Annotated in this window: 26 protein-coding genes and 1 tRNA gene; 12 read left to right on the forward strand and 15 right to left on the reverse strand. The window is 65.0% G+C overall.

Translation table 11 applies throughout. The annotated features are described in order from the left end of the window. Positions 1–12: 12 nt before the first annotated feature. Complete coding sequence (locus tag FYJ91_RS01760; RefSeq protein ID WP_149520562.1) at positions 13–798, forward strand: SDR family NAD(P)-dependent oxidoreductase; 786 nt, start codon at positions 13–15, stop codon at positions 796–798. Between the two features lie 2 nt (positions 799–800). Then, the gene (locus FYJ91_RS01765) at positions 801–1,718 is read left to right on the forward strand and encodes an alpha/beta hydrolase (protein ID WP_149520563.1); all 918 of its coding nucleotides are present in this window, start codon (positions 801–803) and stop codon (positions 1,716–1,718) included. A gap of 116 nt (positions 1,719–1,834) precedes the next feature. Here FYJ91_RS01765 and FYJ91_RS01770 read toward each other — a convergent pair whose 3' ends face one another. From FYJ91_RS01770 to FYJ91_RS01790, 5 genes are all read right to left on the reverse strand, one after another. Then, on the reverse strand, positions 1,835–3,328 hold the full coding sequence (locus tag FYJ91_RS01770; RefSeq protein ID WP_149520564.1) for a CoA-acylating methylmalonate-semialdehyde dehydrogenase: 1,494 nt from the start codon (positions 3,326–3,328) through the stop codon (positions 1,835–1,837). Positions 3,329–3,344: 16 nt separating this feature from the next. Further along, positions 3,345–3,770: a nuclear transport factor 2 family protein gene (locus tag FYJ91_RS01775; protein ID WP_149520565.1), complete on the reverse strand. Its 426-nt coding sequence runs from the start codon at positions 3,768–3,770 to the stop codon at positions 3,345–3,347. Between the two features lie 111 nt (positions 3,771–3,881). Continuing rightward, entirely contained in the window at positions 3,882–4,112 is a 231-nt protein-coding gene (locus tag FYJ91_RS01780) for a biotin/lipoyl-containing protein (RefSeq protein ID WP_149520566.1), read from the reverse strand. Between the two features lie 16 nt (positions 4,113–4,128). Then, complete coding sequence (locus tag FYJ91_RS01785) at positions 4,129–5,109, reverse strand: alpha-ketoacid dehydrogenase subunit beta (RefSeq protein WP_425473980.1); 981 nt, start codon at positions 5,107–5,109, stop codon at positions 4,129–4,131. Next, complete coding sequence (locus tag FYJ91_RS01790; RefSeq protein WP_149520568.1) at positions 5,109–6,098, reverse strand: thiamine pyrophosphate-dependent dehydrogenase E1 component subunit alpha; 990 nt, start codon at positions 6,096–6,098, stop codon at positions 5,109–5,111. Before FYJ91_RS01790 ends, FYJ91_RS01785 begins: the two co-directional genes overlap by 1 nt. A 233-nt stretch (positions 6,099–6,331) precedes the next feature. Here FYJ91_RS01790 and FYJ91_RS01795 point away from each other — a divergent pair, with 233 nt between their 5' ends. Beyond that, the gene (locus FYJ91_RS01795; protein ID WP_149520569.1) at positions 6,332–7,660 is read left to right on the forward strand and encodes an aromatic ring-hydroxylating oxygenase subunit alpha; all 1,329 of its coding nucleotides are present in this window, start codon (positions 6,332–6,334) and stop codon (positions 7,658–7,660) included. A 78-nt stretch (positions 7,661–7,738) separates the two neighbouring features. On the opposite strand, the gene FYJ91_RS01800 is transcribed toward FYJ91_RS01795, so the two are convergent. Continuing rightward, positions 7,739–9,376 (reverse strand): NAD(P)/FAD-dependent oxidoreductase, encoded by a 1,638-nt coding sequence (locus FYJ91_RS01800; protein WP_149520570.1) that lies wholly within the window; start codon positions 9,374–9,376, stop codon positions 7,739–7,741. A gap of 49 nt (positions 9,377–9,425) precedes the next feature. After that, on the reverse strand, positions 9,426–9,599 hold the full coding sequence (locus FYJ91_RS20495) for a hypothetical protein (protein WP_181008306.1): 174 nt from the start codon (positions 9,597–9,599) through the stop codon (positions 9,426–9,428). Between the two features lie 146 nt (positions 9,600–9,745). Here FYJ91_RS20495 and FYJ91_RS01805 point away from each other — a divergent pair, with 146 nt between their 5' ends. Continuing rightward, a complete protein-coding gene (locus FYJ91_RS01805) occupies positions 9,746–10,543 on the forward strand; it encodes a phosphotransferase family protein (protein ID WP_181008307.1) in 798 nt (265 codons plus the stop codon). A gap of 18 nt (positions 10,544–10,561) precedes the next feature. Here FYJ91_RS01805 and FYJ91_RS01810 read toward each other — a convergent pair. From FYJ91_RS01810 to aspS, 4 genes are all read right to left on the reverse strand, one after another. Further along, a tRNA-Val gene (locus tag FYJ91_RS01810) sits at positions 10,562–10,636 on the reverse strand. A 144-nt stretch (positions 10,637–10,780) separates the two neighbouring features. Then, complete coding sequence (locus FYJ91_RS01815; protein WP_127743173.1) at positions 10,781–11,053, reverse strand: HU family DNA-binding protein; 273 nt, start codon at positions 11,051–11,053, stop codon at positions 10,781–10,783. A 123-nt stretch (positions 11,054–11,176) separates the two neighbouring features. After that, complete coding sequence (locus FYJ91_RS01820; protein WP_149520572.1) at positions 11,177–11,983, reverse strand: polyphosphate kinase 2 family protein; 807 nt, start codon at positions 11,981–11,983, stop codon at positions 11,177–11,179. Between the two features lie 239 nt (positions 11,984–12,222). After that, positions 12,223–14,001 (reverse strand): aspartate--tRNA ligase, encoded by a 1,779-nt coding sequence (gene aspS, locus FYJ91_RS01825; protein WP_149520573.1) that lies wholly within the window; start codon positions 13,999–14,001, stop codon positions 12,223–12,225. A 96-nt stretch (positions 14,002–14,097) separates the two neighbouring features. Between aspS and rnd the strand changes: the two genes are divergently transcribed. The 4 genes from rnd to FYJ91_RS01845 all read left to right on the forward strand — a co-directional run bounded on the left by rnd (position 14,098) and on the right by FYJ91_RS01845 (position 20,094). Then, entirely contained in the window at positions 14,098–15,267 is a 1,170-nt protein-coding gene (gene rnd, locus FYJ91_RS01830; RefSeq protein WP_149520574.1) for a ribonuclease D, read from the forward strand. Positions 15,268–15,449: 182 nt separating this feature from the next. After that, positions 15,450–16,136, forward strand: coding sequence for an ABC transporter ATP-binding protein (locus FYJ91_RS01835; protein WP_149520575.1), 687 nt, complete (start codon positions 15,450–15,452; stop codon positions 16,134–16,136). Continuing rightward, complete coding sequence (locus FYJ91_RS01840; protein ID WP_149520576.1) at positions 16,133–18,628, forward strand: ABC transporter permease; 2,496 nt, start codon at positions 16,133–16,135, stop codon at positions 18,626–18,628. Before FYJ91_RS01835 ends, FYJ91_RS01840 begins: the two co-directional genes overlap by 4 nt. Before the next feature lie 371 nt (positions 18,629–18,999). Further along, the gene (locus FYJ91_RS01845; RefSeq protein WP_149520577.1) at positions 19,000–20,094 is read left to right on the forward strand and encodes a nucleoside hydrolase; all 1,095 of its coding nucleotides are present in this window, start codon (positions 19,000–19,002) and stop codon (positions 20,092–20,094) included. Between the two features lie 126 nt (positions 20,095–20,220). Here the strand turns inward: FYJ91_RS01845 and uraH are convergent, their stop codons facing one another. The 3 genes from uraH to rpsU all read right to left on the reverse strand — a co-directional run bounded on the left by uraH (position 20,221) and on the right by rpsU (position 21,540). After that, positions 20,221–20,610 (reverse strand): hydroxyisourate hydrolase, encoded by a 390-nt coding sequence (gene uraH / locus FYJ91_RS01850; RefSeq protein WP_149520578.1) that lies wholly within the window; start codon positions 20,608–20,610, stop codon positions 20,221–20,223. 64 nt (positions 20,611–20,674) lie between these two features. Further along, positions 20,675–21,247, reverse strand: coding sequence for an FKBP-type peptidyl-prolyl cis-trans isomerase (locus FYJ91_RS01855; protein ID WP_149520579.1), 573 nt, complete (start codon positions 21,245–21,247; stop codon positions 20,675–20,677). Positions 21,248–21,333: 86 nt separating this feature from the next. Next, complete coding sequence (gene rpsU, locus FYJ91_RS01860; protein ID WP_010126124.1) at positions 21,334–21,540, reverse strand: 30S ribosomal protein S21; 207 nt, start codon at positions 21,538–21,540, stop codon at positions 21,334–21,336. Positions 21,541–21,758: 218 nt separating this feature from the next. Here rpsU and FYJ91_RS01865 point away from each other — a divergent pair, with 218 nt between their 5' ends. Then, entirely contained in the window at positions 21,759–22,301 is a 543-nt protein-coding gene (locus FYJ91_RS01865; RefSeq protein WP_149520580.1) for a (2Fe-2S)-binding protein, read from the forward strand. A gap of 98 nt (positions 22,302–22,399) precedes the next feature. Here FYJ91_RS01865 and FYJ91_RS20840 read toward each other — a convergent pair whose 3' ends face one another. Further along, a complete protein-coding gene (locus FYJ91_RS20840) occupies positions 22,400–23,056 on the reverse strand; it encodes a hypothetical protein (RefSeq protein ID WP_246152362.1) in 657 nt (218 codons plus the stop codon). Between the two features lie 6 nt (positions 23,057–23,062). Between FYJ91_RS20840 and FYJ91_RS20845 the strand changes: the two genes are divergently transcribed. The 3 genes from FYJ91_RS20845 (at position 23,063) to FYJ91_RS01880 (ending at position 25,947) form a co-directional block, all read left to right on the forward strand. After that, entirely contained in the window at positions 23,063–23,299 is a 237-nt protein-coding gene (locus tag FYJ91_RS20845; protein WP_246152363.1) for an RcnB family protein, read from the forward strand. A 232-nt stretch (positions 23,300–23,531) separates the two neighbouring features. Further along, a complete protein-coding gene (locus tag FYJ91_RS01875; protein ID WP_149520581.1) occupies positions 23,532–24,008 on the forward strand; it encodes an RcnB family protein in 477 nt (158 codons plus the stop codon). A gap of 115 nt (positions 24,009–24,123) precedes the next feature. Next, on the forward strand, positions 24,124–25,947 hold the full coding sequence (locus tag FYJ91_RS01880) for a DUF885 domain-containing protein (protein ID WP_149520582.1): 1,824 nt from the start codon (positions 24,124–24,126) through the stop codon (positions 25,945–25,947). Positions 25,948–25,974: the final 27 nt, after the last annotated feature.

Here is a 25,974-nt window from a genome sequence, read left to right on the forward strand (position 1 = left end):
GGGAGAGGGATCATGGAAAAGCTGGAGTTTCACGGCCGCGCGGCGGTCATCACGGGCGCGGGTTCGGGTATCGGCCGTGCGCTTGCGCATGAGGCGGTCAGCCGCGGCATGGCGGTCGCCATCGCCGATGTGAATGCCGAAGGGCTTGAGGAGACCGCCGAGGCGCTGCGCCAGCGCCAGGCCAAGGTCGTCTCGCAGGTCGTCGACGTCCGCTCGGCGGAGGCGGTCGAAGCGTTCGCCGTGGCCTGCTTCGACGCCTTCCCGTCGATCGCGGCGGTTTACGCCAATGCCGGCATCATCCGCTATCAGGACACGCCCCGGCTCGATCTCGAAAAGTTCAAGTTCACGATCGACGTCAACCTGTACGGCGTCGTCCACATGCTGCACAGCTTCGTAGGTCGCATGATGGATCGAGCCGAGCCCGCGCAGTTCGTCGCCACCGGTTCGCAGGCGAGCTTCGTCGTCGCACCCGAAATCGCCGCTTATGCCGCCAGCAAGCACGGCGTGTGGGCGCTGACCGAGACGCTGAACATGGAACTGACCAAGCAGGATTCGCCGGTCCGCGCCTCGATGCTCGCCCCGCCGCGCGTCGCGACCGGCATCGTCGCCACCACCGTCGGCCGCGTCCGCGATGCGCAGGGCGAAGCCGCCGCCGACGATTTCTTTGCCAGCCTGATGCCGCCTGAATTCGTCGCCAAGCTGACGATGGACAAGACCGAGGCGCGCGAACTCTACATCCTGCCCGACATGACCTATCAAGGCATGTTCAACGATCGCATCGCGCCGCTGGTGGCCTGATCATGGCGCTCGTGGCTGAAGAACAGGCGCTCGTCGACATGATGAGCGCCGCGCGTCCGACCCCCAAGAAGGATACGGACGCGATCGCCTATCGCAACGCCGGGCTCGCGTTCAAACTGCCGCCCTCGAACGTAGAGGTCGCGCGGGTCGAGGATTTTGCAGTGCCCGGCCCTGCGGGTGACGTGCCGGTGCGGCTCTATTCCAACGGTGGTGAGAAGGCCCGTCCTGCCCTGCTCTACATGCATGGCGGCGGGTTCATCGGCGGCAATATCGGGACGCATGACGATCTGTGCCGCCGCATCGCGGTGGAAAGCGACTGGATCGTCATCTCGATCGAATATCGCCTGTCGCCCGAGGTCCGCTTCCCCGGCGCGCTCGAGGATTGCTACGCAGTGCTCAAATGGGCGTCGCAAAGCCCCAAGGGCATCGACGGGTCGACCCTTGCGGTCGGCGGCGACAGCGCTGGCGGCAATCTCACCGGCGCGATCACGCTGCTTGCGCGCGAGCGCGGCGGCCCGAAGATCGCACATCAGTTGCTCCTCTATCCGATGCTCGACGCGGCCTGCGTCGGTTCATCCTATGAAGAGAACGCCACCGGCTATTTCCTGACCAGCGAAGCCTGCCGCTGGTATTGGGAGCAATATGCCGAACCCGGCTTCGACCGCACCGCGCCGCTCATGTCGCCGCTCAAGGTCGACGACGTGGCGGGCCTGCCGCCCGCGACGGTCATCACCGCCGATCACGATCCGCTGCGCGACGACGGCATCCGCTATGCCGAGCGTCTCAAGAAGGCGGGCGTTCCGGTGGAGGCGACCAACATGGTCGGCAGCTTCCACGGCTTCCTGAGCTTCCCGCAGCTTGCCTCGGCACAGCGCGGCGTGAAGCTGATCGCCGATGCGCTGAAAAAGGCAGCGACCTAGCCTCTAATATCTCGTCATTGCGAGGAGCTGAAAGCGACGAAGCAATCCACTCCAACCTCGGAGTGGATTGCTTCGCTACGCTCGCAATGACGAATTGAGGATATGAGCGCGAAGGCTCACCCCATCGTCGGGATCACGAACGCGCTGTCGCCCGCGCCACCATCGGGCCAGCGCTGGGTCACCGTCTTGACCTTCGTGTAGAAACGGATGCCTTCGACGCCGTGCTGGTTGACGTCGCCTAACGCCGAGCGCTTCCACCCGCCGAAGCTGTGATAGGCGACCGGCACCGGGATCGGCACGTTGATGCCGACCATGCCGACATTCACCCGCGCCGCGAATTCGCGCGCCGCATGGCCGTTGCGGGTGAAGATCGCGACGCCATTGCCGTACTGGTGCTGGCTGGGCAGCGCGAGCGCCTCCTCGAAATCCTTCGCGCGCACCATCTGCAGGACGGGGCCGAAGATCTCCTCCTGATAAGTGCGCATCTCGGTCGTCACGCGATCGAACAGGGTCGGGCCGACAAAGAAGCCGTCCTCATGCCCCTGCAACTTGAAGCCGCGTCCGTCGATCACCAGCTCGGCGCCCTCGTCGACGCCCAGCTGGATATAGTTTTCGATCTTCGCCTTGTGCGCGGCGGTGACGACCGGGCCGTAATGCGCTTCGGCATCGGTCGACACGCCCACGCGCAGCGCCTCGATCGCGGGGATCAGCTTCTGGCGAAGGCGGTCGGCAGTATCCTCACCCACTGGCACGACCACCGGCAGCGCCATGCAGCGCTCGCCTGCCGAACCGAAGGCCGCGCCGCACAGATCGGCGACCACCTGGTCCATGTCCGCGTCGGGCATGACGATGCCGTGGTTCTTCGCGCCGCCCATCGCCTGGACGCGCTTTCCGGCGGCGACGCCACGATTATAGACATAATGTGCGATGTCGGAAGAACCGACGAAACTGATCGCGCCGATCGCCGGATGATCGAGGATCGCGTCGACCATTTCCTTGTCGCCGTGAACGACCTGGAAGATGCCGTCGGGCAGGCCCGCTTCCTTCCACAGTTCGGCGATCCGCACAGGGACCGACGGGTCACGCTCCGAAGGCTTGAGGATGAAGGCGTTGCCCGTGACGATCGCCGGCCCGCACATCCACAAGGGGATCATCGCCGGGAAGTTGAACGGGGTGATGCCCGCCGCGATGCCGATCGGCTGGCGCATCGAATAGACGTCGATGCCGGGGCCGGCGCCGATCGAGAATTCGCCCTTCATCAGATGCGGCGCACCCGCGCAGAACTCGATCACCTCGAGCCCGCGCTGGATGTCGCCCTTCGAATCCGCGACCACCTTGCCATGTTCGGACGAGAGCAGCCGTGCCAGCTCCTCCATGTTCGCCTCGATCAGTTCCTTGAAACGGAACATCACGCGCGCGCGCCGCTGCGGATTGGTCGTTGCCCATGCAGGTTGTGCAGCCTGGGCGGCGGCCACCGCCGTGTCGAGATCGGCGGCGGTCCCCAGGACGACCCGCGCCTGGACCGATCCGCTGTTCGGATCGAAAACATCGCCGAAGCGGGTGGCCTCGGCAGCCGTACCGGTGCCGAAATAGTGCGGGATCGTCTTCATTGTCTGGGCTTTCAGATTATTGAGCTACCTGCAGCGGCGGCGCGAACAGTTCGACATTGTTCTCGCGGATCAGCCAGCCGTCCCCATCGCGGACGAGGGTCATGCGGCAGATCGCGAAGGTGAAGTTGCCGGGTGTGTCGTCCCAGCGCGAAACATAATTATAGTAGCGCGCGTGGACGATGTCGCGGGTGCCGTCCGCATAATCGGCATGCAAGTTTGCCGCGATGTGGCGCAGGCGACCTTTCAGCTGCTCGTAGGTGCTGGTGCTGACGAAGGACAGCGCCGCGCGGCCCTTGATCGGCTCGGGCGTGACGCCGATGAAGACGCCTTCAGGCTCCCACAACGCTGCCCACTCCTCGCCCATGCCTTCGTCGACGAACCAGCAATAACGGCCCAGATGGTCGCTGATCGAAACCCAGTCGTCGGTCGTGACCTTGGTCATCTTCTATCCTCTCATCTGCCGTTCGTATCGAGCGAAGTCGAGATACGTTTCACCAAGCCAACATCCCTCAACTTCGCTCGGGACGAACGGAGGAGTTTGCTCCACCTTCGATCAGTCGATCCGCCCGATCACCGTGCCGACGTCCAACTCCTCGCCGGTCGCGGCGATGATGGTCAGCTTGCCCGAAGCAGGCGCCTCGACCTCGTTGGTGGCCTTGTCGGCTTCCAGCAGGAACAGCGGCTCGCCTTCCTTGACCTCGGCGCCGTCGGCGATCAGCCATTCGGTGACCGTCCCGGCCTGCATCGAGAAACCCAGCTTGGGCAGAACGACTTCGGTGCTCATTATATCTCCCTGACGCTCACTTGCGCTCTAGCGTGCGGCGAATGGCCGCTTCGATCTTGTCCTGGCTCCACATGAAGTTCTGCTCCAGCGGGGCCGAATAAGGGACGACCGTGTTCATCGATCCGACGCGCTGGACGGGTGCCTTGAGCGTATCGAACAGCTCCTCGTGGATCCGCGAAGAGATTTCCGCACCGACGCCGAACTGGACGACCGCCTCGTGCAGCGTCACCGCGCGCTTGGTCTTGGCGACCGATTTGAACACGGTCTCCTGATCCCACGGCATCACGGTGCGCAGATCGACCACCTCGACCGAGATGCCCTCGGCGGCCAGCTTCTCCGCGACCGCGAGCGCATCGAGGATCGGGCGACCATAGCCGACGATCGTCACGTCGGTGCCCTCGCGCGAGACCTTGGCCTTGCCCAGCGGCGCCTCATAATCGTCGGGCACTTCGCCCTTCACGAACTGGATGTAGGTCGTCTCGACGAAGATGCAGGGATCGTCATCGAAGATGCAGCTCTTGAGCAGCGCCTTCTGATCGGCCGCATTGCTCGGCACGACGACCTTCAGGCCGGGAACGTGGGCCAGCCACGCCTCGTACATGTCCGAATGCTGCCCGCCAGCACCAATGCCCGCGCCGGACATGGTGCGGATCGTCAGCGGAACCGCCGTCTTGCCGCCCGACATGAAGCGGGTCTTGGCGGCGTGGTTGACGATCATGTCCATCGCGACCGTGATGAAGTTCATCAGCATGATTTCGGCCACCGGCCGCATGCCCGCGATGGCTGCACCGACCGCCGCGCCCGCAATCGCCTGTTCGGAGATCGGGGTCGAACGGACCCGCGATCCGTACTTGGTCGAAAGGCCAGCGGTCGAACCCATGATGCCGCCGCCTTCGGGATCGGCGACGTCCTCACCGAAGACCAGCACGGTCGGATCGGCGGCCATCGCCTCGTCGAGCGCCTGCTGCGTCGCCTGGCTACAGGTAATCTCGGCCATCATGCGTTCTCCAGCACGGTCGCGTAAACGTCGGACAGGTTCTCCGCGACGTCGGGATAAGGCGATTCCTGCGCGAAGGTGACCGCCTCGGCGATCTCTGCGGCCGCGTCGGCGTCGATCTTGGCGACCTCGTCTTCGGTCGCGATGCCGCGTTCGATCAGCAGCGCGCGCAGTTTCGGGACAGGATCGTTGGCCTTCGCCTCGGCCATCATCTCTTTGGGGATGTAGCTCGACGGATCGCCGTAATTATGCCCTTCGAAACGGAAGGTGCGCGCTTCGATCAGCGTCGGCCCCTCGCCGTCGCGGGCGCGATCGACCGCCTGACGGGCGGCCGCATACATCGCCTCGGGATCGTTGCCGTCGACCAGAATGCCGGGCATCGCATAGCCCTTGGCGCGATCGACGATGTTGCCCGCGGTGCACAGCTCGGTCGCAGTATGTTCGGCGAACAGGTTGTTCTGGCACAGGAACACCACCGGCAGCTTCCACAGCGACGCCAGGTTCATGCTTTCGTGGAACGACCCGATATTGGTCGCGCCGTCGCCGAAGTTGGTGACGGTGACGCGCCCGTCCTTACGCTCCTGCGATGCGAGCGCGAGGCCGTTGGCGATCGGCATGCCCGAACCCACGATACCCGTCGTCACCATCACGCCCGCTTCGGGATGCGTGATGTGCATGCAGCCACCCTTGCCCTTGCACGATCCGTCGACCTTGCCGAAATATTCGGCCATCAACGCCTTGAGCGGCACGCCCTTCGCCAGATGATCATGCAGGCCACGATAGATGGTCACGACATAATCGTCCGGTTGCAGCGTGGCGGCCATCGCCGCGGCGACGATCTCCTGCCCGCGCGGCGAATAATAGTTCGCCTGCAGACGTCCTCTGCGCAGCAGCCCGCGAATGGCCTCGTCGGTCTGCTTGATCAGCGTGCTCGTCCGGTAGATCTTGATCAGATCTTCCGGTCCGGCGGCGGCGTTCGGCCTCGTCACTGCATCTCTCCCTTGTCGCGCCGCCCTCTTAGGCGGCCTGCCCTTGGCGGCGAAGCGGATGTTGGCGATGATCCGCCGCTGCGCGCGCCAAACGATCTTGCAATAATGCGTATAAGCGGTTCCCTGCCCACTCTTTATTGTCCATAACGCAAATGCATGGCGCGCATGGCATTATTCCGGGCAGGGAGCTATGATGCCGCCAAGAGGAGAAGCATCAAGCTATCCAGGAGCGGATGATGAACGAACTTACGGGCGGGATCAAAGCGGACATCTTCATTCCGGCGTCGGACTGGCGCGATCCTGACCAGGATCGCCGCGAAGCCGAATTGCTGTGGCCGCGCACCTGGCAGATGGCCTGCCGCGAAAGCGACCTGAAGGCGAAGGGCGACTATGTCGTCTATGACATCCTCGACGAATCGATCCTCGTCATCAAGACGGGCGACGGCGCCGACGATATCCATGCGATGTACAATGTCTGCCAGCATCGCGGCCGCAAGCTGACCGAGCGGGCGAAGGGCAAGTTCGGCAATGACATCGCCTGCCGCTTCCACGGCTGGCGCTTCGGCCTGACCGGCGAGCTGAAGCATGTCCCGTTCGAGGGCGACTGGGACGGGTGCGCCGCCTTCAACAAGGCCGAGCTGACGATCCCGGCGGTGCAGGTCGCGCGCTGGGGCGGCTGGGTGTGGATCAACCAGGATGCCGACGCGATCCCATTGGCCGAATGGCTCAAGGATGTCTCACCCGTCCTCGAACCCTTCGATCTCGCCGCGATGCGCCCCCTGTGGTGGAAGACGATCATCGCCGACGTGAACTGGAAGATCATCGTCGAGGCGTTCTGCGAGGGCTATCACAGCGGCGAAACCCATATCAGCGGGATCAACTATCGCGAGGCGCCGATGCCGACGCAGGTCGTGGGCGAGCATGCGATGTTCTACAACGCCCCCGCCCCCTTCACCGAGTACAAGACCGAAAAAGGCGGCTGGGCGACGCCCAAGACCTTCGTCGAGCATTTCTGGGCGAACCAGAAGCATCTCTACAGCACGCTGGGCGCGATCACGCTGGAACCGGGCATGAAGGCGACCGAGCGTCTGCTCGACCTGCCAGACGACACGCCCCCCGAACAGACTCTCGCGCTCTTCTTCGACTATCAGCTCGACGAACTGGCGAAGCGAGGCGTCACCCTGCCCGAGACGATGAATATGGAGAAGTGGTTCGCGGCGGGCACCGACTGGCACATCTTCCCGAACAGCATCTTCCTGCCCTCGCTTGACGGCGCGCTCTGGTATCGCATCCGGCCGGGCAAGCATCACGATCAGGCTGTGTTCGACATCTGGTCCTTCGGCCGCTTCGCGCCGGGCGCGGAGCCGGTGGTCGAGCAGGAGATCTACCACGGCTTCGAAGCGTTCAAAGGCAATTGCGAGTTTCTGGAGGAGGACTTCCTCAACATGGAAGCCGTCAATCAGGGCGTGAAATCGCGCGGCTTCAAGGGTGCTGTGACGAACCCGGTGCAGGAAGGCACCGTCGCCCACTTCCACCGCAAGCTCAGGGAGTGGTGCGCCTAAACCCTCACGTTTCTTGTCATTGCGAGGAGCCGTAGGCGACGTGGCAATCCACTCCGAATTGCGGAATGGATTGCTTCGCTACGCTCGCAATGACGAGTCTTGGGAAACCATACTCAGCGCCATCGCCTCGGCCACCTTGATCCCGTCGATCGCGGCCGAGAGGATACCGCCGGCATAACCCGCGCCCTCGCCCGCCGGATACAGGCCGACGGTGTTGACGCTCACGAAATCCGCCCCGCGCCGAATTCGCACCGGAGACGAAGTGCGCGTCTCCACCCCCGTCATCACCGCATCGGGATCGTCATAGCGCGGCAGTTGCCGTCCGAAGACCGGGATCGCCTCACGCAGCGCCTCGATCGCATAATCGGGCAGGCACGCCGACAGATCGGTCGGCGTGACGCCCGGCTTGTAGGAGGGCGTCACCTCCCCCATCGCGGTCGACGCGCGCTTCGCCAGAAAGTCTCCCACGCGCTGCCCCGGCGCATGATAGGTCGATCCGCCCGCGACGAACGCGGCCTCCTCCCACTTGCGTTGGAAGGCGATGCCCGCAAGCGGATGGCCCGGATAATCCTTGTCCGGATCGATCGCGACGACAAGGCCGGAGTTCGCGTTGAACTCCTGCCGCGAATATTGGCTCATGCCGTTGGTGACGACACGTCCCGGCTCGGATGCCGCCGCGACCACACGCCCGCCCGGGCACATGCAGAAGCTATAGACCGTGCGCCCGTTCGCGCAGTGGTGCGACAGCGCATAGGCCGCCGCCCCCAGATCGGGATGCCCCGCGCAATTGCCGTAGCGCGCGCGATCGACCCAGCTCTGCGGATGTTCGATCCGCACCCCGATCGAAAACGGCTTCGCCTCGATATGCACGCCGCGATCGTGGAGCATGTGGAACGTGTCGCGCGCGCTGTGCCCGACCGCGAGGACGACATGGTCGGCCTCCAGAAACTCGCCCGTCGACAGGTGCAGCCCGCGCACGCGCCGCTCGCCGGCGACCTCTTCGATCTCGATATCCTCGACGCGATGCTGCCAGCGATATTCGCCGCCCAGCGCCTCGATCGTCGCGCGCATGCTCTCGACCATCGTGACAAGGCGGAAGGTGCCGATATGCGGATGCGCTTCGGTCAATATCTCCTCGGGCGCGCCGGCCTTCACGAACTCGGTCAGCACCTTGCGACCCAGATGGCGCGGATCCTTGATCCGGCAATAGAGCTTTCCGTCGGAGAAGGTGCCCGCCCCGCCCTCGCCATATTGGACATTGCTTTCGGGGTTCAGCTCCGAACGGCGCCACAGGCCCCAAGTGTCCTTGGTCCGCTCGCGCACCAGCTTGCCGCGATCGAGGATGATCGGGCGAAAGCCCATCTGCGCCAGGATCAGCCCCGCGAACAGCCCACACGGCCCCGCCCCGATCACCACCGGGCGCGGACGCGTCGGCACGGCCGGCGCCTGCGCGACGAAGCGATAGCCGGTATCGGGCGTCGGCCGTACGTTCACGTCGGCGGCGAAGCGCGCAAGCACCGCGGCCTCGTCTCGCAGTTCCACGTCGACGGAATAGACCAGCAGGATCGCACTGCGCTTGCGCGCGTCGTTGCCACGGCGGGCGATGCTGTGCGTGATCAGATCGGCGGGCTCGATCCCCAGGCGCGCGACGATTGCGGCGGGGATCGCCTCGGGCGGATGATCGAGAGGCAGCTTGAGTTCGGACAGGCGGATCATCGGCCGCCCTTAGCGATTTGGACGCCGTCGCGCTACTGAGCCGGCCCGGTCATACGGGCCATGCGGAGATCAGCACGTTGGCCAGCATGACGACGGCGGCGATCAGCATCAGCACGCCGCGCTTCCTGTCGCCTCGCTTGACGATCACCCACACGCCCCCCGCGCCGAGCAGCACCGTCGCCAGCATCAGCATCGACAGGATCAGCGACGCGATCGTCGACATCGAACTACTCTCCCCGAAATGGAGGGTGCGGATTGGAAGCGCGATATGCTCGTGTCAATCGCACGACATGGCGGCTTCATCGCATTGACAAGCTTGCGCCATTTATACAATTGCCCGTCAAGGGGTTGAGAAAGACGGACGTGCGCGTGCTTGACCCCGAAATCCATCTTCCCATCGGCAGCGGCGAAAGCGCCGACGTGTACCGGCTGCCCCGCGGCCAGGTCATCAAGCTGTTCCGGCACGATATCACCCAGGATCTCATGCAGCGTGAATATGACGCGGCGGAGCTCGCCGCACGTGCCGGCCTGCGCGTCGCGCGTCCGCTGGGTTGGCAGACGGTGCAGGGCCGCACCGGCATCCTGTTCGAAGACCTGCCGAGCCGCGACATGCGCCAGACGTTGCGCTTTCGCCCGTTCACCCTGCTGATCGGTATCAAGCGGCTGGCGGACTATCAGGCGACGATGCACGGCGTAGAGGCTGGCCCGCCCCTGCATGATCAACGCATCATCCTGCGCCACCGGATCGAAACGGCCGAGGTGCCGGACGCATGGCGCAGCGCGGCTTATGCCCGGCTTGATGGGCTGCCCGACGGCGACCGGCTGTGTCACGGCGATCTCCACCCCGGCAATGCGATCGAAACCGACGACGGGCTCGCGGTTATCGACTGGCTCAACGCCTGCACCGGGCACCCGCTGGCCGATGCCGCGCGCACCGAACTGCTGATCCGTTATGGTCGCCACAGCCGGCTGCTGCAGCGCTCGGCGATTTTCCGCATCCCGCGGGACAGCGCCGCGTGGAGCTACACCAGCTTCTACGCGCGCGCAGCCGGCGTCGGCCGCGCCGATATCGCAGCGTGGCGACTGCCCGTCGCGGTCGCTTGGCTACAGCCGCGCACCAGCGCCAACGTGCCGCTGTTGCGGGCAGCGATCGAGCGTTGGCTTTAGGTTTTCAAGGGATCAGAGTGGTGGGCGCAGCAGGGATTGAACCTGCGACCCCACCCGTGTGAAGGGTGTGCTCTACCGCTGAGCTATGCGCCCACTCTGAAGGCCCGTTGGCCGTAAGGCGCCGAGGCAGGGCGCTCCCCTAAGGCGCGTGACGATCGCTGTCCAGCCCAAAACGCGGTTCGACGCCAGCTGTAGCGAAGGCGGCCGAAGGGACCGCCGCCTTCGCTAGAATTGCTATTAGTTGACCGCGTCCTTCAGCGTCTTGCCCGCGCGAAACTTGGGCTGGTTCGACGATCCGATGTCCATCGGCTCGCCGGTGCGCGGATTACGGCCGGTCGACGCCTTGCGCTGATTGACCGAAAATGTCCCGAAACCGACCAACCGCACTTCGTCGCCGCCCTTGAGCACGCGAACGATCGAATCGAACACAGCCTCGACGGCCTTGCCGGCATCGTTGCGGGTCAGACCGGTGACATCGGAAACCTTTCCGATAAGCTCTTGTTTGTTCATCATTTTATCCTCTGCCCGTGTTGCTGGGCCGCGCCTGGCGACGTCTTGCCCCCTTGATCGGCGTGATGAGCGCCGTCAGCCATAATGCTGCAACAAAGACATCAGGTCCGCAAGAAGCGACGGTTACTCGGCTTCCGGCTTTTTTTCGCCATTCAACTGGGTTCGGGCATAGCGCAGAAAGTCCTCGTCCATCGGCGGAGGTTCGGACGGTACAAACCGCTCCAACTGCTCGGCGACGATGCGCAACACCGCCAGTCGCGCTGCCTTCTTGTCATTGCCGTCGACGATGTGCCACGGCGCCCACCGCGTGTTGGTTTCGGCGAACATGTCGCGCATCGCCGTCAGATAGTCGTCGCGGCGCGCCCGGTTGCGGAAATCGTCGCGCGTGATCTTCCAGCGCTTCCACTTGTGTTCGAGCCGTGCGCTCAGCCGCTTGTCCTGCTCGTCGGCGCGGACGTGGAGGAATATCTTGATCGTCAGCACGCCGTCGGCGCGCTGCTGCGCCTCGAACTCGTTGATCTCGTCAAACGCACGCTTGCGCAGATTGGCGTCGATATATCCCTCGACCCATTCGACGAGGACGCGGCCATACCAGCTGCGATCAAACACCGCGATGTCGCCCGCGATCGGCAGCGCCTTCCAGAATCGCCACAGGAAATGGCGGCTCTTCTCCTCGAAGCTCGGTGCCGCGATCGGCCAAACTTCGTAATTGCGCGGATCCCAGGTGGCGGTCAGCCGCTGGATCGCGCCCCCCTTCCCCGCTGCATCCCAGCCTTCGAAGGCGATCATCGTCTTGCGCAGGGACAGCTTGTGCGCGACCTGAAGCTTGGAAAGCCGGTCCTGCAACTTCTTCAGCTCGGCGTCATAGTCGCCATCGAAAGGCGCGCCTTCCTCATAGTCCTTCAGATCGAGAGATCGCGCCTTCGCCATACGACGTGCCTAGCGCAATCGACCGAGCGCAGGGTGCGCCAAGCAAGGTAAACGCCGTGGCCGCCCTGTATCGCATTGGTACAACTTCAATCCTCCCCCGCCAGGGGGAGGTGGCGCCGCAGGCGACGGAGGGGGAGGACACAGCCACCTCCAAATCACCGCGCCCTCCCCCTCCGTCAGCTGCGCTGACACCTCCCCCTGGCGGGGGAGGATTAGAGGCCGGAAGGGAACGCGGCTTATCAGGGCTTGGGACCGTCGACGACGCGGATGCTGAGTTCGCGCAGCTGCTTGGCCGTTACCGGCGCGGGCGCACCCATCATCAGATCCTCTGCCTTCTGGTTCATCGGGAACAGAACGACTTCGCGGATATTCGGTTCATCGGCCAGCAGCATGACGATGCGGTCGATGCCCGGGGCCGAACCGCCGTGCGGCGGCGCGCCATATTTGAACGCGTTGATCATGCCCGGGAAGTTCGCGTCGACCTCTTCGGCGGTATAGCCCGCAATCTCGAACGCCTTGTACATGACGTCGAGCTTGTGATTCCGGATCGCGCCCGACGACAGCTCCACGCCATTGCAGACAATGTCGTACTGATAGGCGAGGATATCGAGCGGATCCTTGGTGGTCAGCGCCTCCATCTCGCCCTGCGGCATTGAGAAGGGGTTGTGGCTGAAATCGACCTTCTTGGCGTCCTCGTCATATTCGAACATCGGGAAGTCGACGACCCAGCAGAACTTGAACTCGCCCTGTTCGATCAGGTCGAGCGTCTCGCCGACGCGGGTGCGCGCGAGGCCGGCGAGCTTGGCCGCCTGGCCTTCCTTGCCCGCTGCGAAGAACACGCCGTCATTCGGGCCGAGGCCGAGTTCGGCGATCAGCTTGGCGGTGCCTTCGGGGCCGTGGTTCTTGGCGATCGGGCCGCCCGGTTCGCCATCCTTGATGTTGATATAGCCCAGGCCCGCATAGCCCTGCGCGCGCGCCCACTCGTTCGCGTCGTCGAAGAATTTGCGACTGCCGGCACCCGCGCCCGGCGCCGGGATCGCACGGATCACGCCGCCGCCCTCGACGATCTTGGCGAACAGGCCGAAGCCCGAACCGACGAAATGCTGGGTGACGTCGGTGATCTCCAGCGGGTTGCGCAGGTCGGGCTTGTCCGAACCATAACGCAGCATCGCGTCGCGATAGGCGATGCGCGGGAACGGCGCTTCGGTCACTTTCTTGCCGTCCGAGAATTCCTCGAACACGCCCTGCAGCACCGGCTCCAGCGCGGCGAACACGTCGTCCTGCGTGACGAAGCTCATTTCGAGATCGAGCTGGTAGAACTCGCCCGGCGAGCGATCGGCGCGCGCATCTTCGTCACGGAAGCAGGGCGCGATCTGGAAATAGCGATCGAAGCCCGCGACCATCAGCAACTGCTTGAACATCTGCGGCGCCTGCGGCAGCGCGTAGAACTTGCCCGGATGGACGCGGCTGGGGACCAGATAGTCGCGCGCGCCTTCGGGCGACGACGCGGTCAGGATCGGCGTCTGATATTCGGTGAAGCCCTGCCCGATCATCCGCTCGCGGATCGACCGGATCACGTTGGATCGCAGCAGGATGTTCTTGTGGATCCGCTCGCGCCGCAGGTCGAGGAAGCGATATCGCAGGCGGATATCCTCGGGATAATCGGCTTCGGCGGCGACCGGCAGTGGCAGTTCCTGCGCCGCCGACTGGATCGTCACTTCGCGCGCGCGCACCTCGATCTCGCCGGTCAGCAGGTTCGGGTTCACCGCCTCCGCCGAACGCGCGACGACGTCGCCGGTGACCGTCACGACCGATTCCACGCGCAGCCGCTCCAGCACCTTGAACGCGGGCGCATCGATGTCGGTCACGATCTGGGTGATGCCATAATGGTCGCGCAGGTCGACGAACAGCAGGTTGCCATGATCGCGCTTGCGGTGGACCCAGCCCGAAATCCGGACCTGCGAACCAACTTCGGAGGCGCGAAGCTGGGCGCAATGATGGGTGCGATAGGCGTGCATGAGCAACTTTCAGCTTTGTGATGATTTTGAAGGGCTGGCGCTTCGCGCGGGCCTCCATGCTTGTCAAGCTTTCAGACAGGACTATGGGATGTTCGGATGCACATCCACCCTTTGATCACCGACAGCGCTTCGCTCGCCAATCTCTGCGCCCGGCTCTCCAACTCGCCCTTCGTGTGCGTGGATACCGAGTTCATGCGCGAGAACACCTATTGGCCCGATCTCTGCCTGATCCAGATCGCCGACAGCGAGGAAGCCGCCGCGATCGATCCCAAGGCGAAAGATATCGATCTCAAGCCCCTGCTCGATCTGCTGGTCGAGAATGACGAGGTTCTGAAGGTCTTCCACGCCGGTGGGCAGGATCTCGAAATCGTCCACAACCTGACCGGCAAGACCCCCTATCCGCTGTTCGATACGCAGGTCGCGGCGATGGCGATGGGGCTTGGCGAACAGATCGGCTATTCGAACCTGGTCGAAACCCTGATCGGCGTGAAGCTCGACAAGGGTGCGCGCTTCACCGATTGGGCGCGCCGCCCGCTCGACAAGCGGCAGATCGACTATGCGATCGGCGACGTCACCCATCTCGCAAACCTCTTCCCCAAGATGCTGGAAAAGCTGCGCAAGACCGGGCGTGGCGGCTGGCTCGACGTCGAAATGGAGCGGCTCGGCGATCCCGCCAGCTACGCCAACGTCCCCGAACTCGCCTGGAACCGCATCCGCCTGCCCAGTCGCAAGGCCGAAGTGCTCGGCCGCCTGCGTGCGATCGCCGCGTGGCGCGAGCGTGAAGCGCGCGGCAAGAACATCCCGCGCGGCCGCATCGCCAAGGACGAGACGATCGCCGACATGGCGTCGCACCCGCCGCGCGAACAGTCCGATCTGTCCAAGGTGCGCGGCCTGTCCCCTAGCTGGGCGTCGAACGATATCGGCGCGCGCCTGATGGCCGCGATCGCCGCCGCCGAGCCGTTCACCGAGGAGGAGATGCCCCCTCGCGAAGATCGCCGTCCCGGTCTCGGCAAGGAAGGCGCGCTGATCGCCGATCTGCTCAAGCTTCTGCTCAAGGTCCGCTCGCGCGATGCCGACGTTGCCCCGCGCCTGATCGCGCGCTCCGACGATCTCGAACTGCTCGCCGCCGGCGTCCGCAAGGATCTGCCGCTGCTCCAGGGCTGGCGCTACGACGTCTTCGGCAAGGACGCGCTCGACCTCGTCGAAGGCCGGCTGGGGTTCAGCGTCAAGAACGGCAAGATGGTGATGACCGCGATCGAAGGCTGAGCCCTCGATCCTCCCCGGCACGGGGAGGGGGACCATGCGAAGCATGGTGGAGGGGGTTCGCCACAAGCGGCACCGCCTGTCTCCCGCCCCCTCCACCGCTTCGCGGTCCCCCTCCCCGTGCCGGGGAGGATTAGAAAACCGCCGTCTTGCGTCCGCCACACACCATCCCCATCATGGGGCCCATGACGCCAGACCCGATCGACGCCCGCGCCCTCCGTCTCTCGCTCGGGCGCGGTGACGCGCGGGTCGAGATCCTCAAGGGCATCGACCTGACCGTCACGGCGGGCGAAAGCGTCGCTTTGCTCGGCCCCTCGGGCTCGGGCAAATCCTCGCTGATGGCGATCCTTTCGGGCCTCGAACGCGCCGACCAGGGCCAGGTCCATGTCGCCGGCCTCGATTTCGGCAAGCTCGACGAGGATGCACTGGCCACTGCGCGGCGCGGCCGCATCGGCATCATCCTCCAGGCTTTCCACCTGCTGCCCACGATGACCGCGCTCGAAAATGTAGCGGTCCCGCTCGAACTGTCGGGCGATGCCGACGCCTTCGCCCGCGCGCGCGCCGAACTCGAAGCCGTCGGGCTCGGCCACCGCACCGGCCACTATCCCGCACAGCTTTCGGGCGGCGAGCAGCAGCGCGTCGCCATTGCCCGCGCCATGGCCCCCCGCCCAGCCTTGATCTTCGCCGACGAACCGACCGGCAATCTCGATGCCGCGACCGGCGCCACGATCATGGATCTCATCTTCGCCCGCCAGGCCGAAGCCGGCGCCACCCTCCTCGTCATCACCCACGACGCCGCGCTTGCCGCCCGCTGCGGTCGCATCGTCGAGATGCGCGACGGCCTGATCGTCTCGGACAAGAAAGCGGCGTGAGCCTCTCCCTCACCCTGGCCCTCCGCGAACTGCGCGGCGGCATGCGCGGCTTGCGCCTGCTCGCGATCTGCCTGTTCCTCGGCGTCGCCGCGCTCGCAGGGGTCGGCAGCCTCGCCTCGTCGATCATCGGCGAGCTTGAAGCCCAGGGGCAGACGATCCTTGGCGCCGACATCGAGATGGCGGTCGATCAGCGCGGGGCGACGCCGCAGGAACGCGCCGCCTTCGCCAAACTCGGCGCCATCTCCGAAAGTGTGCGGATGCGCGCTATGGCGACCCGCGCCGACGGATCGGCCTCGCTCCTCACCCAGCTCAAGAGCATCGACGCGCGCTGGCCGCTCTACGGCAGCTTCACGATGAAGCCCGGCGCGCTCGCATCCCGCCCGCGCGGCCTGCAGGCCGCGATCGCCCCCGCGCTCGCCGATCGCCTGAAGCTGCACCCCGGCAGCATCATCCGCGTCGGCGAGGCGCGGCTGACCGTGATCGGCCTGATCGACAGCGAACCCGATCAGGTCGGCGAAGGCTTCAGCCTCGGCCCCACCGTCCTCGTCGATCCCGCCGCGCTCGCCGCGACCAAACTCGTCCAGCCCGGCAGCCTCTACGAATCGCGCTACCGAATCCGCCTCGACGCGGGCGAGGATGCGCACGCACTCGCCGAACAACTCGAACACCGCTTCCATGATGCCAATTGGGATGTGAAGGACAGCAGCAACGCCGCGCGCGGCCTGCGCCGCTTCGTCCAGCAGCTCGAACAGTTCCTCACCCTCGTCGGCCTCACCGCCCTGATCGTCGCAGGAATAGGCGTCGGTAACGGCGTCGCCTCCTGGCTCGATCAGCGGCGCGGAGCCATCGCGACGTTGAAAATCCTGGGCGCGTCGTCCGCCACCATCTTCCGCATCTATCTGATCCAGGTCGCGATCGTCGCGGCGGGCGCGATTGCCGCAGGGCTATTGGTCGGCATCTTCGTGCCACAGGCCGTTGGCTGGCTCGCGGGTGACGCATTGCCGGTCAAGCCGCGCTTCGGCCTCTATCCGCTGCCGCTCGTCGTCAGCGCCGCTTACGGCCTGCTCACCGCGTTGCTGTTCAGCTTGCCCCCGCTCGCCCGCGCCCGTCGCGTTCCGGCCGCCAGCATGTTCCGCGAGATCGTCGATGGCGCGCGCCGGCCGTCAACGCCGGTCCTCATCGCGATGGTCGTCGCCGGTCTCGGCATCGCCGCGCTCGCGATCCTGAGCGCGCGTGCCCCGGTTCTCAGCGCGGGCTTCCTTGTCGCGGCCGCCGGCGTCTTTGCGTTGCTCAGCCTGATCGGCTGGGGCATCCGCCGCCTTGCCGCCGCCATGCCGCGCCCGCGCCAGCCCCTTGCGCGCCTCGCGCTTGCCAATCTCCATCGCCCGGGTGCGCAGACCGACCGGCTGGTCGTCGCGCTCGGCCTCGGCCTGACGCTGTTCGTCACGCTCGCGGTCGTACAATCGAACCTGACATCGCAGATCGAACAGACCGTGCCGAAGAAGGCGCCCAATTTCTTCGCGCTCGACATCCCGGTCGACGGGATCGATCGCTTCCTGTCGCTCGCCCGCGCAGCCAGCCCGTCCGCGACGACCACCAACGTCCCCTCGCTACGCGGCACCGTCGTCGCGGTGCGTGGGCAGCGCGTCGCCGATATGAAGCCCAAGCCGCAGGGCGCGTGGATCCTCAACGGCGATCGCGGCCTCACCTATGCGAGCAAGCTTCCCGAGGGGAATGAGATCGTCGAGGGCAAATGGTGGCCCGCAAATTATAGCGGCCCGCCACTCATCTCGGTCGAGGATCGCGCCGCGCTCGCGCTCGATCTCCACCCCGGCGATGCGATGACCATCTCGGTTCTGGGGGTCGAGATCGAGACGAAAGTCGCCTCGATCCGCCGCGTGAACTGGGAAACGATGGGCTTCAACTTCGGCATCATCTTCGCTCCCGGTGCGCTCGAAGGCGCCCCGCACAGTTATATGGCCACCGTTACCCTGCCCGACGACGCCGAGGGCCAGCTCAATCGCTCGGTCGCCGCCACCTTCCCCTCGGTTTCGTTGATCCGGGTGAAGGATGTCGTGGGCCAGGTATCCACCCTGTTCGGCCAGATGGCGACCGCGATCCGCGCCGCCGCGGCCGTGGCGGTCGCCGCCGGTATCGCCGTCCTGATCGGCGCCATCGCCGCCTCGCGCCGCGCGCGCATCTACGACGCCGTCCTGCTCAAGCTGCTCGGTGCGACGCGCGGGCAGATATTGTTCGCGCAGGCGCTCGAATATGCCCTGCTCAGCATCGCGGTCGCGATCGTCGCCTTGCTGATCGGCAGTGCGGCCGGCTGGTATCTCGTCACCCAGCTGTTCGAACTTCCCTGGGGCACCGACTGGACCCTTGTCCTCGTCACCCTCGCGATCGGCGCGCTGGGCACCCTGGGCATCGGTCTCCTCGGTGCGATCCCGGCTTTGTCAGCCCGCCCGGCGCGGGCCTTGCGTTCCCTCTAAAATCCTCCCCCGGAGGGGGAGGGGGACCGGCGCAGCCGGTGGAGGGGTAGCTCGCCACAAGGGCATCGCTGCCGGCAAATACCCCTCCGTCACGCCTTCGGCGCGCCACTTCTCCCTCCGGGGGAGGACTTAACTGCCACCCACCCCGTCAATCCCTCTTGACAATGTTCTCTTTATGTTCTACACGGCACGCCGTGCGCCGGACTCCACCCTCCCGATAACGCCTCGCGATTCGCCCGATCCCCATCGCGCGAAAAGCCCGGTTTTCGGCCGAAGGCCACGAAAGCCACAAAGGCCGCGACCATTCTGGCTTTTTGGCTTTCGGTCCGCCGGTGAGACGGTAACATCGAAAAATCGAACCGGGGGGTCACATGACAAAAGCACTGCACGCGCTCTTCCTTCTGCTGGCTCTCTCGCTCGCCAGCGCTGCGCAGGCCGAACGCCGCAAGGTGATTGTCGATCAGGACGCGTTCGAAGGCCCGGGCCTTCAGCCTATCCTCATGCTGCTGCAGGATCCGACCGTCGAGGTTCTCGGGATCACGATCGTCAGCGGGGACGGCTGGGCGCCCGAGGAAACCGCGCAGACCTTGCGCATGCTCGAACTGATCGGACGCACCGAAGTCCCCGTCATCCAGGGCGCGATCCACCCGCTGATCAACAGCAAGGCGCGCAACAAGGCGCGTGAGGATCAATATGGCGCGCTTGGCTATCGCGGCGCCTGGACCGAAAGCTGGCCCGGCGACAACACGATGAAGCGCGCGCCCTTCCACGAACCCAAGGTCGTGCCCCCGATGGAAATCGGCCTGCCGAAAATCGCCGCCCGCCCCGGCTCCGCCGCCGATTTCCTGATCGACATGACCCGCAAATATCCGGGGCAAATCACGATCATCGCGATGGGCCCGCTCACCAATCTCGCGCTCGCCCAGCGCCTCGACGACGATTTTGCGGGCCGCGTGAAGGAACTGGTGATGGAAGGCGGCATGTTCCTCGCCCCGCCGGCGGGCACGAAGGGCGACGAATTCGCCGCGCAGGTCAGCCACGCGCCGCGCCTCTCGTTCAACCATTTTTGGGATCCCGAGGCGTCGCACATCGTCTTCACCTCGCCCTGGCAGAAGCTCACCCTCGTCACCGGCGACACCAGCGCCCCCACCCGCGCGGGCGCCGATCTGCTCGCCAGGGCGACCGCCAGCAAGCGCCCCGTCGCCCGCTACGTCGCCAAGACCGCCCAGCCCGGCTTCCCCCTGTGGGACGAAGTCGAAGCCGCCGCCTGGCTCGACCCCACGATCGTCACCCAGCGCGGCACATTGGCGATGGACGTCGATCTGATGCCCGGCGCCAATTACGGCGCGCTCCTGACATGGCCTGCCGGCAAAGGCCCCGGCCTCGGCGAACGCGACGTCAACCTGATCTACGCGATCGACGTGTCGAAGCTCGACACGATGTTCGTCGATTTGATCGGGCGGTGACTCTCCACTCCTCGTCATTGCGAGAAGCCGAAGGCGACGCGGCAATCCAGGCCCGGACCATGAGAGAAACGAAGGACTGGATTGCTTCGCTACGCTCGCAATGACGAGGGAAATCGGGGCTGCGCGTCAATTCCCCCGATAGGTCGAATAGCCATAAGGGCTGACGACCACCGGCACATGATAATGCGCCGCCGGATCGGTCACGCGGAAGGTCAGGACGATTTCGGGGAAGAAGGGCGTCGCGCTGGCATCGGGATAGGCCGACATGTCGAACTGCAGCCGGTAGTCGCCTTTGTCGAACAGCTTGGAGTCACCGAAGCTGCGGATGCGCCCACCCTCGCCGGTCTTGGCGGTGGCAACCTCGCTCCAGCGACCGTCGGCTGCGCGCTTCGACAGGGTTACGGGCACGCCGACACCGCCGACACCGCGCGAAAGGTCGAGGATGTGCGTCGATATCTCCGCCGCGCCCGCCGGAGCGGCGAAACACAAAGCGAGCAAGGGAAGAATGGCTTTCACGAACGAACCTTTGGTGGCTGAAGAGGCGCGAAAACAAAAAGGGCCGCCGAAGCGACCCTTTTGCTTACATTCCGTGGCCGGCGCCCATGCCGCCCATTCCCCCCATCGCGCCGGGAGGCGCGACGGCGATGAGGTCGACGTCGAAGATCGCGACCGCGTTCGGCGGGATCGGGCCGTTGGGCACGCCACGCTCGCCGAAGGCCAGCGCCGGCGGCATCCAGAAACGATACTTGGCGCCCTGCTTCATCAGCTGAAGGCCCTCGCCCCAGCCGGGGATCATGCCGCCCGCGACGGGAAGTGGCTGCGGGCCGCCGTGGCGCGCGCTGGCGTCGAAGACGTCGCCATTGGCAAGCTTGCCCTCATATTCGACCAGCACCATGTCGTTGGCGGTGGGCGAAGGGCCGCTGCCTTCCTTCAGGACTTCATATTGCAGGCCCGACGCGGTGACCTTCACGCCGCTGCGCTTGGCATTGGCGGCCAGGAATTCTTCGGGCGTCTGCGCCATCGCCACCTGCTTGTAGGTGCCGACATACGCCACGCCCGCCGCCGCCGCGAGGACCACCGCCACCCCGATCCAGAGCTTGGTCAGGCTGCCCTTCGCGATCGGGCGAAGGGGTACGGCGGTCACTTCGGACATAGGTCTCTCGCGGTTATTGGCGTTCGGGCGAGACATGCCGCGTCCGGCCGGACGCGGCAAGGATATTCAGGCTCAGTAAGTGCTTCTTACCGGACGCCGTCGCGCTCGGCGCGCTTGCGCTCGAGCTTACGGGCGCGACGGATGGCAGCCGCACGCTCGCGGGCGCGCTTCTCCGACGGCTTCTCGTAATGACGACGCAGCTTCATTTCGCGATACACGCCCTCGCGCTGCAGCTTCTTCTTGAGCGCGCGGAGAGCCTGATCGACATTATTGTCGCGAACGATGATCTGCATAAACCCGTCTATCTCCAAATCCGGCCCGGGATGGAGCGCCGCATCGCCGATCCGACGAGCACCGATTTCCTGACCGGACAACGTATAAGCCTCGTCGCGAGCCATTTGCTTCGCGCCGTGAAGCGCCGCCCCTACACCCCTGATATTGATTCATCAAGTCGCACGGCCATTTTCAGCCGCGCTTTTGCGTCCGCCCGTCTTTGCCTATGCTTCCGGCCATGACTCGCTTCACCGTCAACGGCCAGCCCATCCATTATAAGATGGACCCGGCCACCCCCCTGCTCTGGGCACTGCGCGACTCTTCCAACCTCACCGGCACCAAATATGGCTGCGGCGCGGGGCTGTGCGGGGCGTGCACGGTGCATGTCGACGGGGCCGCGATCCGCAGCTGCCAGGTGCCGATCGGATCGATCGAGGGCAGCTTCGTCACGACGATCGAGGCGCTGGCGCGCGATCGCAGCCATCCGGTTCAGCAGGCATGGGTGGCGGAAAACCTGCCCCAGTGCGGATATTGCCAGCCGGGCATGATCATGGCCGCCGCCGCGCTGCTCGAAAAGAATCACGCGCCGACCGACGAAGAGATCGACGCGGCGATGACCAACATCTGCCGCTGCGGCACCTATCCGCGCATCCGCCGTGCGATCCAGCGCGCGGGCCGGGTGATGTCGGGCGGCGAGGAAATCTCCGCAGCACCTCCGCCGGGGATCGATCCCGAGGACGCCGCCAATGCCGTGCCGGCGCTGACGAAACCGAAACCCTAACCCTGCCCTCGTCATTGCGAGAAGCCGAAGGCGACGACGCTCGCAATGACAAGGGGACGTGACAAGGGAAACCGAATTGCTTTCTGAAAGCTGACGACTCAATTCAGACATCGCTCAGTCGCACTACGGCAAATGGGGTGCGAGGCTGGCATCACGCCCGCCTCGTTGGAGAGTTTCAAGAGATGCGTACCGTGTCGAAGGGCCTGATGGGCCTGCTGCTCGCCTCTGCCGTATTGGCCCCCGTCGCCGGACAGGCGCAGGAAGCGCGGACGGATCGTCCCGATCGCGGCAATGGTGGTGGCGATGGCTTTCGTGGCCGTGGCGGGCCTCAACAAAATGAACGTCGCGACTTCGGTCAGGATCGAGAAGAGCGCGCCCGCCTGAATCCGCAGGAACCGTCGCGTGAATTCCAGCCGCCGCGTCAGGAACGTCCAAACGCGCCCACCCCTGCCCCGCAGGATCGACGCGACTGGCAACGGGATCGGCAGGACGATCGGCGCCAGGGCCAGGTCGACCGCAGTCAGGTCAATCGGGGTCAGGTCGATCGCGGCCAAGGCGACCGGAATCAGTTCGACCGACAACGCACCGATGCGCGCCGCGACTTCCGCAATGATCGCAATGATTTCCGCGCGGACCGCCGCGACTGGAATGACCGTCGCGACTGGAACGGGAACGATCGGCGCGACTGGAGCCGGGATTGGCGCAACGATCGCCGCTTCGCCTGGCAGGATTATCGCCGCGACAATCGCTCGCACTATCGGGTGCCGCGCTACGTCGGTCCGCGCGGCTATTCCTACAGCTATCGTCGCTGGTCGCCAGGGTTCCGGATCGATCCGTGGTTTTACGGCAATAGCTACTGGATCAACGATCCGTGGGACTATCGCCTGCCGCCCGCATACGGCCCTTATCGCTGGGTCCGCTATTATGACGACGTGATCCTGGTCGACGTGCAGAGCGGGATCGTCCGCGACATCATCTACGACTTCTTCTGGCGCTGATCGCTGCGGGACGCGCAATCAGGAGGCCCGGTGGAGCGATCCGCCGGGCCTTTCGCTTTGATTGCGAGCTCGATTTTTTCAAACCTGAAATGTCTGGAAATGCCCGGAAACCTGTCATTTCGCTGACGAACACATTTCCGCTCCGTTCAGCGCGACTGTGCGAATCAGGAACCTGTCGACGCAATCTTTGTTGAGCGCCGGCACGAGATTCGAACGGAGAAGGAGCACTAAAATGCGTAGTCCGATCATCATGGCGCTGCTGGCCGCGGTCGCGGTGCCGAGCATGGCCCAGGCCCAGTCGGCCGCCGAAGTCCGTCACAGCCAGCGCGAGCTGCGCCAGGAGCAGCGCGACCTGCGCGACGCTCAGCGCTACGGTAGCAACCGCGACGTTCGCAATGCCCGCGCCGATGTGCGCGATGCCCGTCGTGAGGTTCGTGAGGATTGGCGCGATTATCGCCGCTCGCACCGCGACGTCTATCGTCGCCCGGCCTATGTCGGCCCGCGCGGCTATGTCTACCGCCCGGTGAGCGTGGGTTATCGGTTCCAGCCGGCTTATTACCACTCGCGCTATTACATCACCGATCCGGGCCGCTATCGTCTGCCGATGGCGGGTGGCGTCAACCGGTGGGTCCGTTACGGCAATGATGCGGTCCTCGTGAACGTTCGCACCGGCCGCGTCGTAACGGTGAACAACGGCTTCTTCTGGTAATTTACCCGATAGAAGCATTGGCGGCCCCGGCATCCTCGCGATGCCGGGGCCGCTTGCGTTTCGCTGTGTTGGCGGAATAGGACAGGGCATCTTCCAGACAGGGATGCCCCTCCACATGAAAATCCGCGCCCTCCTTTTCGCGACCGCCGCGCTCATGCTCGCGCCTGGCATCGCCGCCGCCCAGACGGCGACACCCGCCCCCGCCGCAGAAGCGCAGGGGCCGGAGGACAAAAAGCTGCTCAAGCTGTTCGCCGACAGCGACGAAGCCTCGCTCAGGCGCAATCCGATCAGCGGCATGTTCCGCGGCGACATGCGCTATGCTGACCGGCTGGGCGATTTTCTGTCCGACGCCTATTTTGACGGCGAACGCAAGGCAGGCGAGCAGGATCTGGCGAACCTGAAGGCGATCGATCGCGCCAAGCTGAACCAGACCGACCAGATCGCCTACGATGTGTTCGAATGGCAGACCGAGATCGCGCTGCGCGGGCTTTCGCCCGAGATATTGGCACTGACGGCGGTGCGGCCGATCGACCACTTTTTCGGTTTCCACACCTTCTATCCCGGTTTCGCATCGGGCGAAGGCGCGGCGCCGTTCAAGACGCTGACCGATTATGAGAATAATCTGAAGCGGCACCGCGAATATGTCGCGCTGCTCGACGAGAGCATCGTCCGCTTCCGTCAGGGGATGAAATCGGGCGTCGTCCAGCCCAAGCTGATCGTCAACAACGTGATCGACCAGCTCAACCTGCAGATCGATCAGGTGAAGGCCGGCCCCGAAGGTTCGACCTTCTACGGCCCCGTGAAGACTTTCCCCGAAGGCATCGCTCCCGCCGATCAGGCGCGGCTGAAGGCCGAATATGCCACGGCCATCAAGGCACAGATCATCCCGGCCTATGTCCGCCTGCGCGATTTCCTGAAGACCGAATATCTGCCGGCCGCGCGCGACAGCGTGGGCCTGGTCGGCATGAAGGGCGGCGACACGCTCTACGCTTATCTGATCGAACAGAACACGACCCTGCCGCTCAGGGCCGAGGACGTCCATCAACTCGGGCTGGGCGAAGTCGCGCGGATCACCGGGGAGATGGAAAAGATCAGGACGCAGGTGGGCTACAAGGGCACACTGGCGCAGTTCTTCGAATATCTGCGCAGCGATCCCAAGTTCCAGCCCAAGAGCGCCGAGTGGATCCGCGACGAATATGTCGCGATCGGCAAGCGCGTCGACCAGCGCATTCCCGAACAGTTCGCGCTGATCCCCAAGAGCCCGCTGCAGATCAAGGCGGTCGAGCCCTATCGCGAGAAGACCGAGGCGGGCGGCAGCTACCAGCAGGGAACGCCGGACGGTTCGCGCCCGGGCACCTTCTATTACAACAGCTATGATCTCCCTTCACGCACCACGCCGGGGATGGAGACGCTCTACCTGCACGAAGCGGTGCCGGGGCATCATTTCCAGATCAGCCTGGCGCAGGAGAATGCCGGCCTGCCCGCCTTCATGCGCTTCGGCGGCAACACCGCCTTCGTCGAAGGCTGGGCGCTCTATGCCGAAACCTTGTGGAAGGATCTGGGCATGGAGACCGATCCCTATCAGCGGTTCGGCGGCCTGAGCGACGAGATGCTGCGCGCGATGCGACTGGTGGTCGACACCGGCATCCACGCCAAGGGTTGGACCCGCGATCAGGCGATCGCCTACATGCTCAGCCACTCCAACATGGGCAAGACCGACGCGACCGCCGAAGTCGAACGCTACATCGCCATTCCGGGCCAGGCGCTCGCCTACAAAATCGGCGCGCTGACGATCCTGAAGGAAAAGGCCAAGGCCAAGCAGGTCATGGGCGCGAAGTTCGACCCGCGCGCCTTCCATGCGCAGGTGCTCGATACCGGCGCGCTGCCGATGTCGGTGCTGGAAGCCAAGCTCGACCGCTGGATCGCGGCGGGGAAGTGAGCGACGGGGGCGGGCTACCTGCCCGCC

Origin of the sequence: Sphingomonas montanisoli, from assembly GCF_008274695.1 — a bacterium.
Lineage (GTDB): Bacteria > Pseudomonadota > Alphaproteobacteria > Sphingomonadales > Sphingomonadaceae > Rhizorhabdus > Rhizorhabdus montanisoli.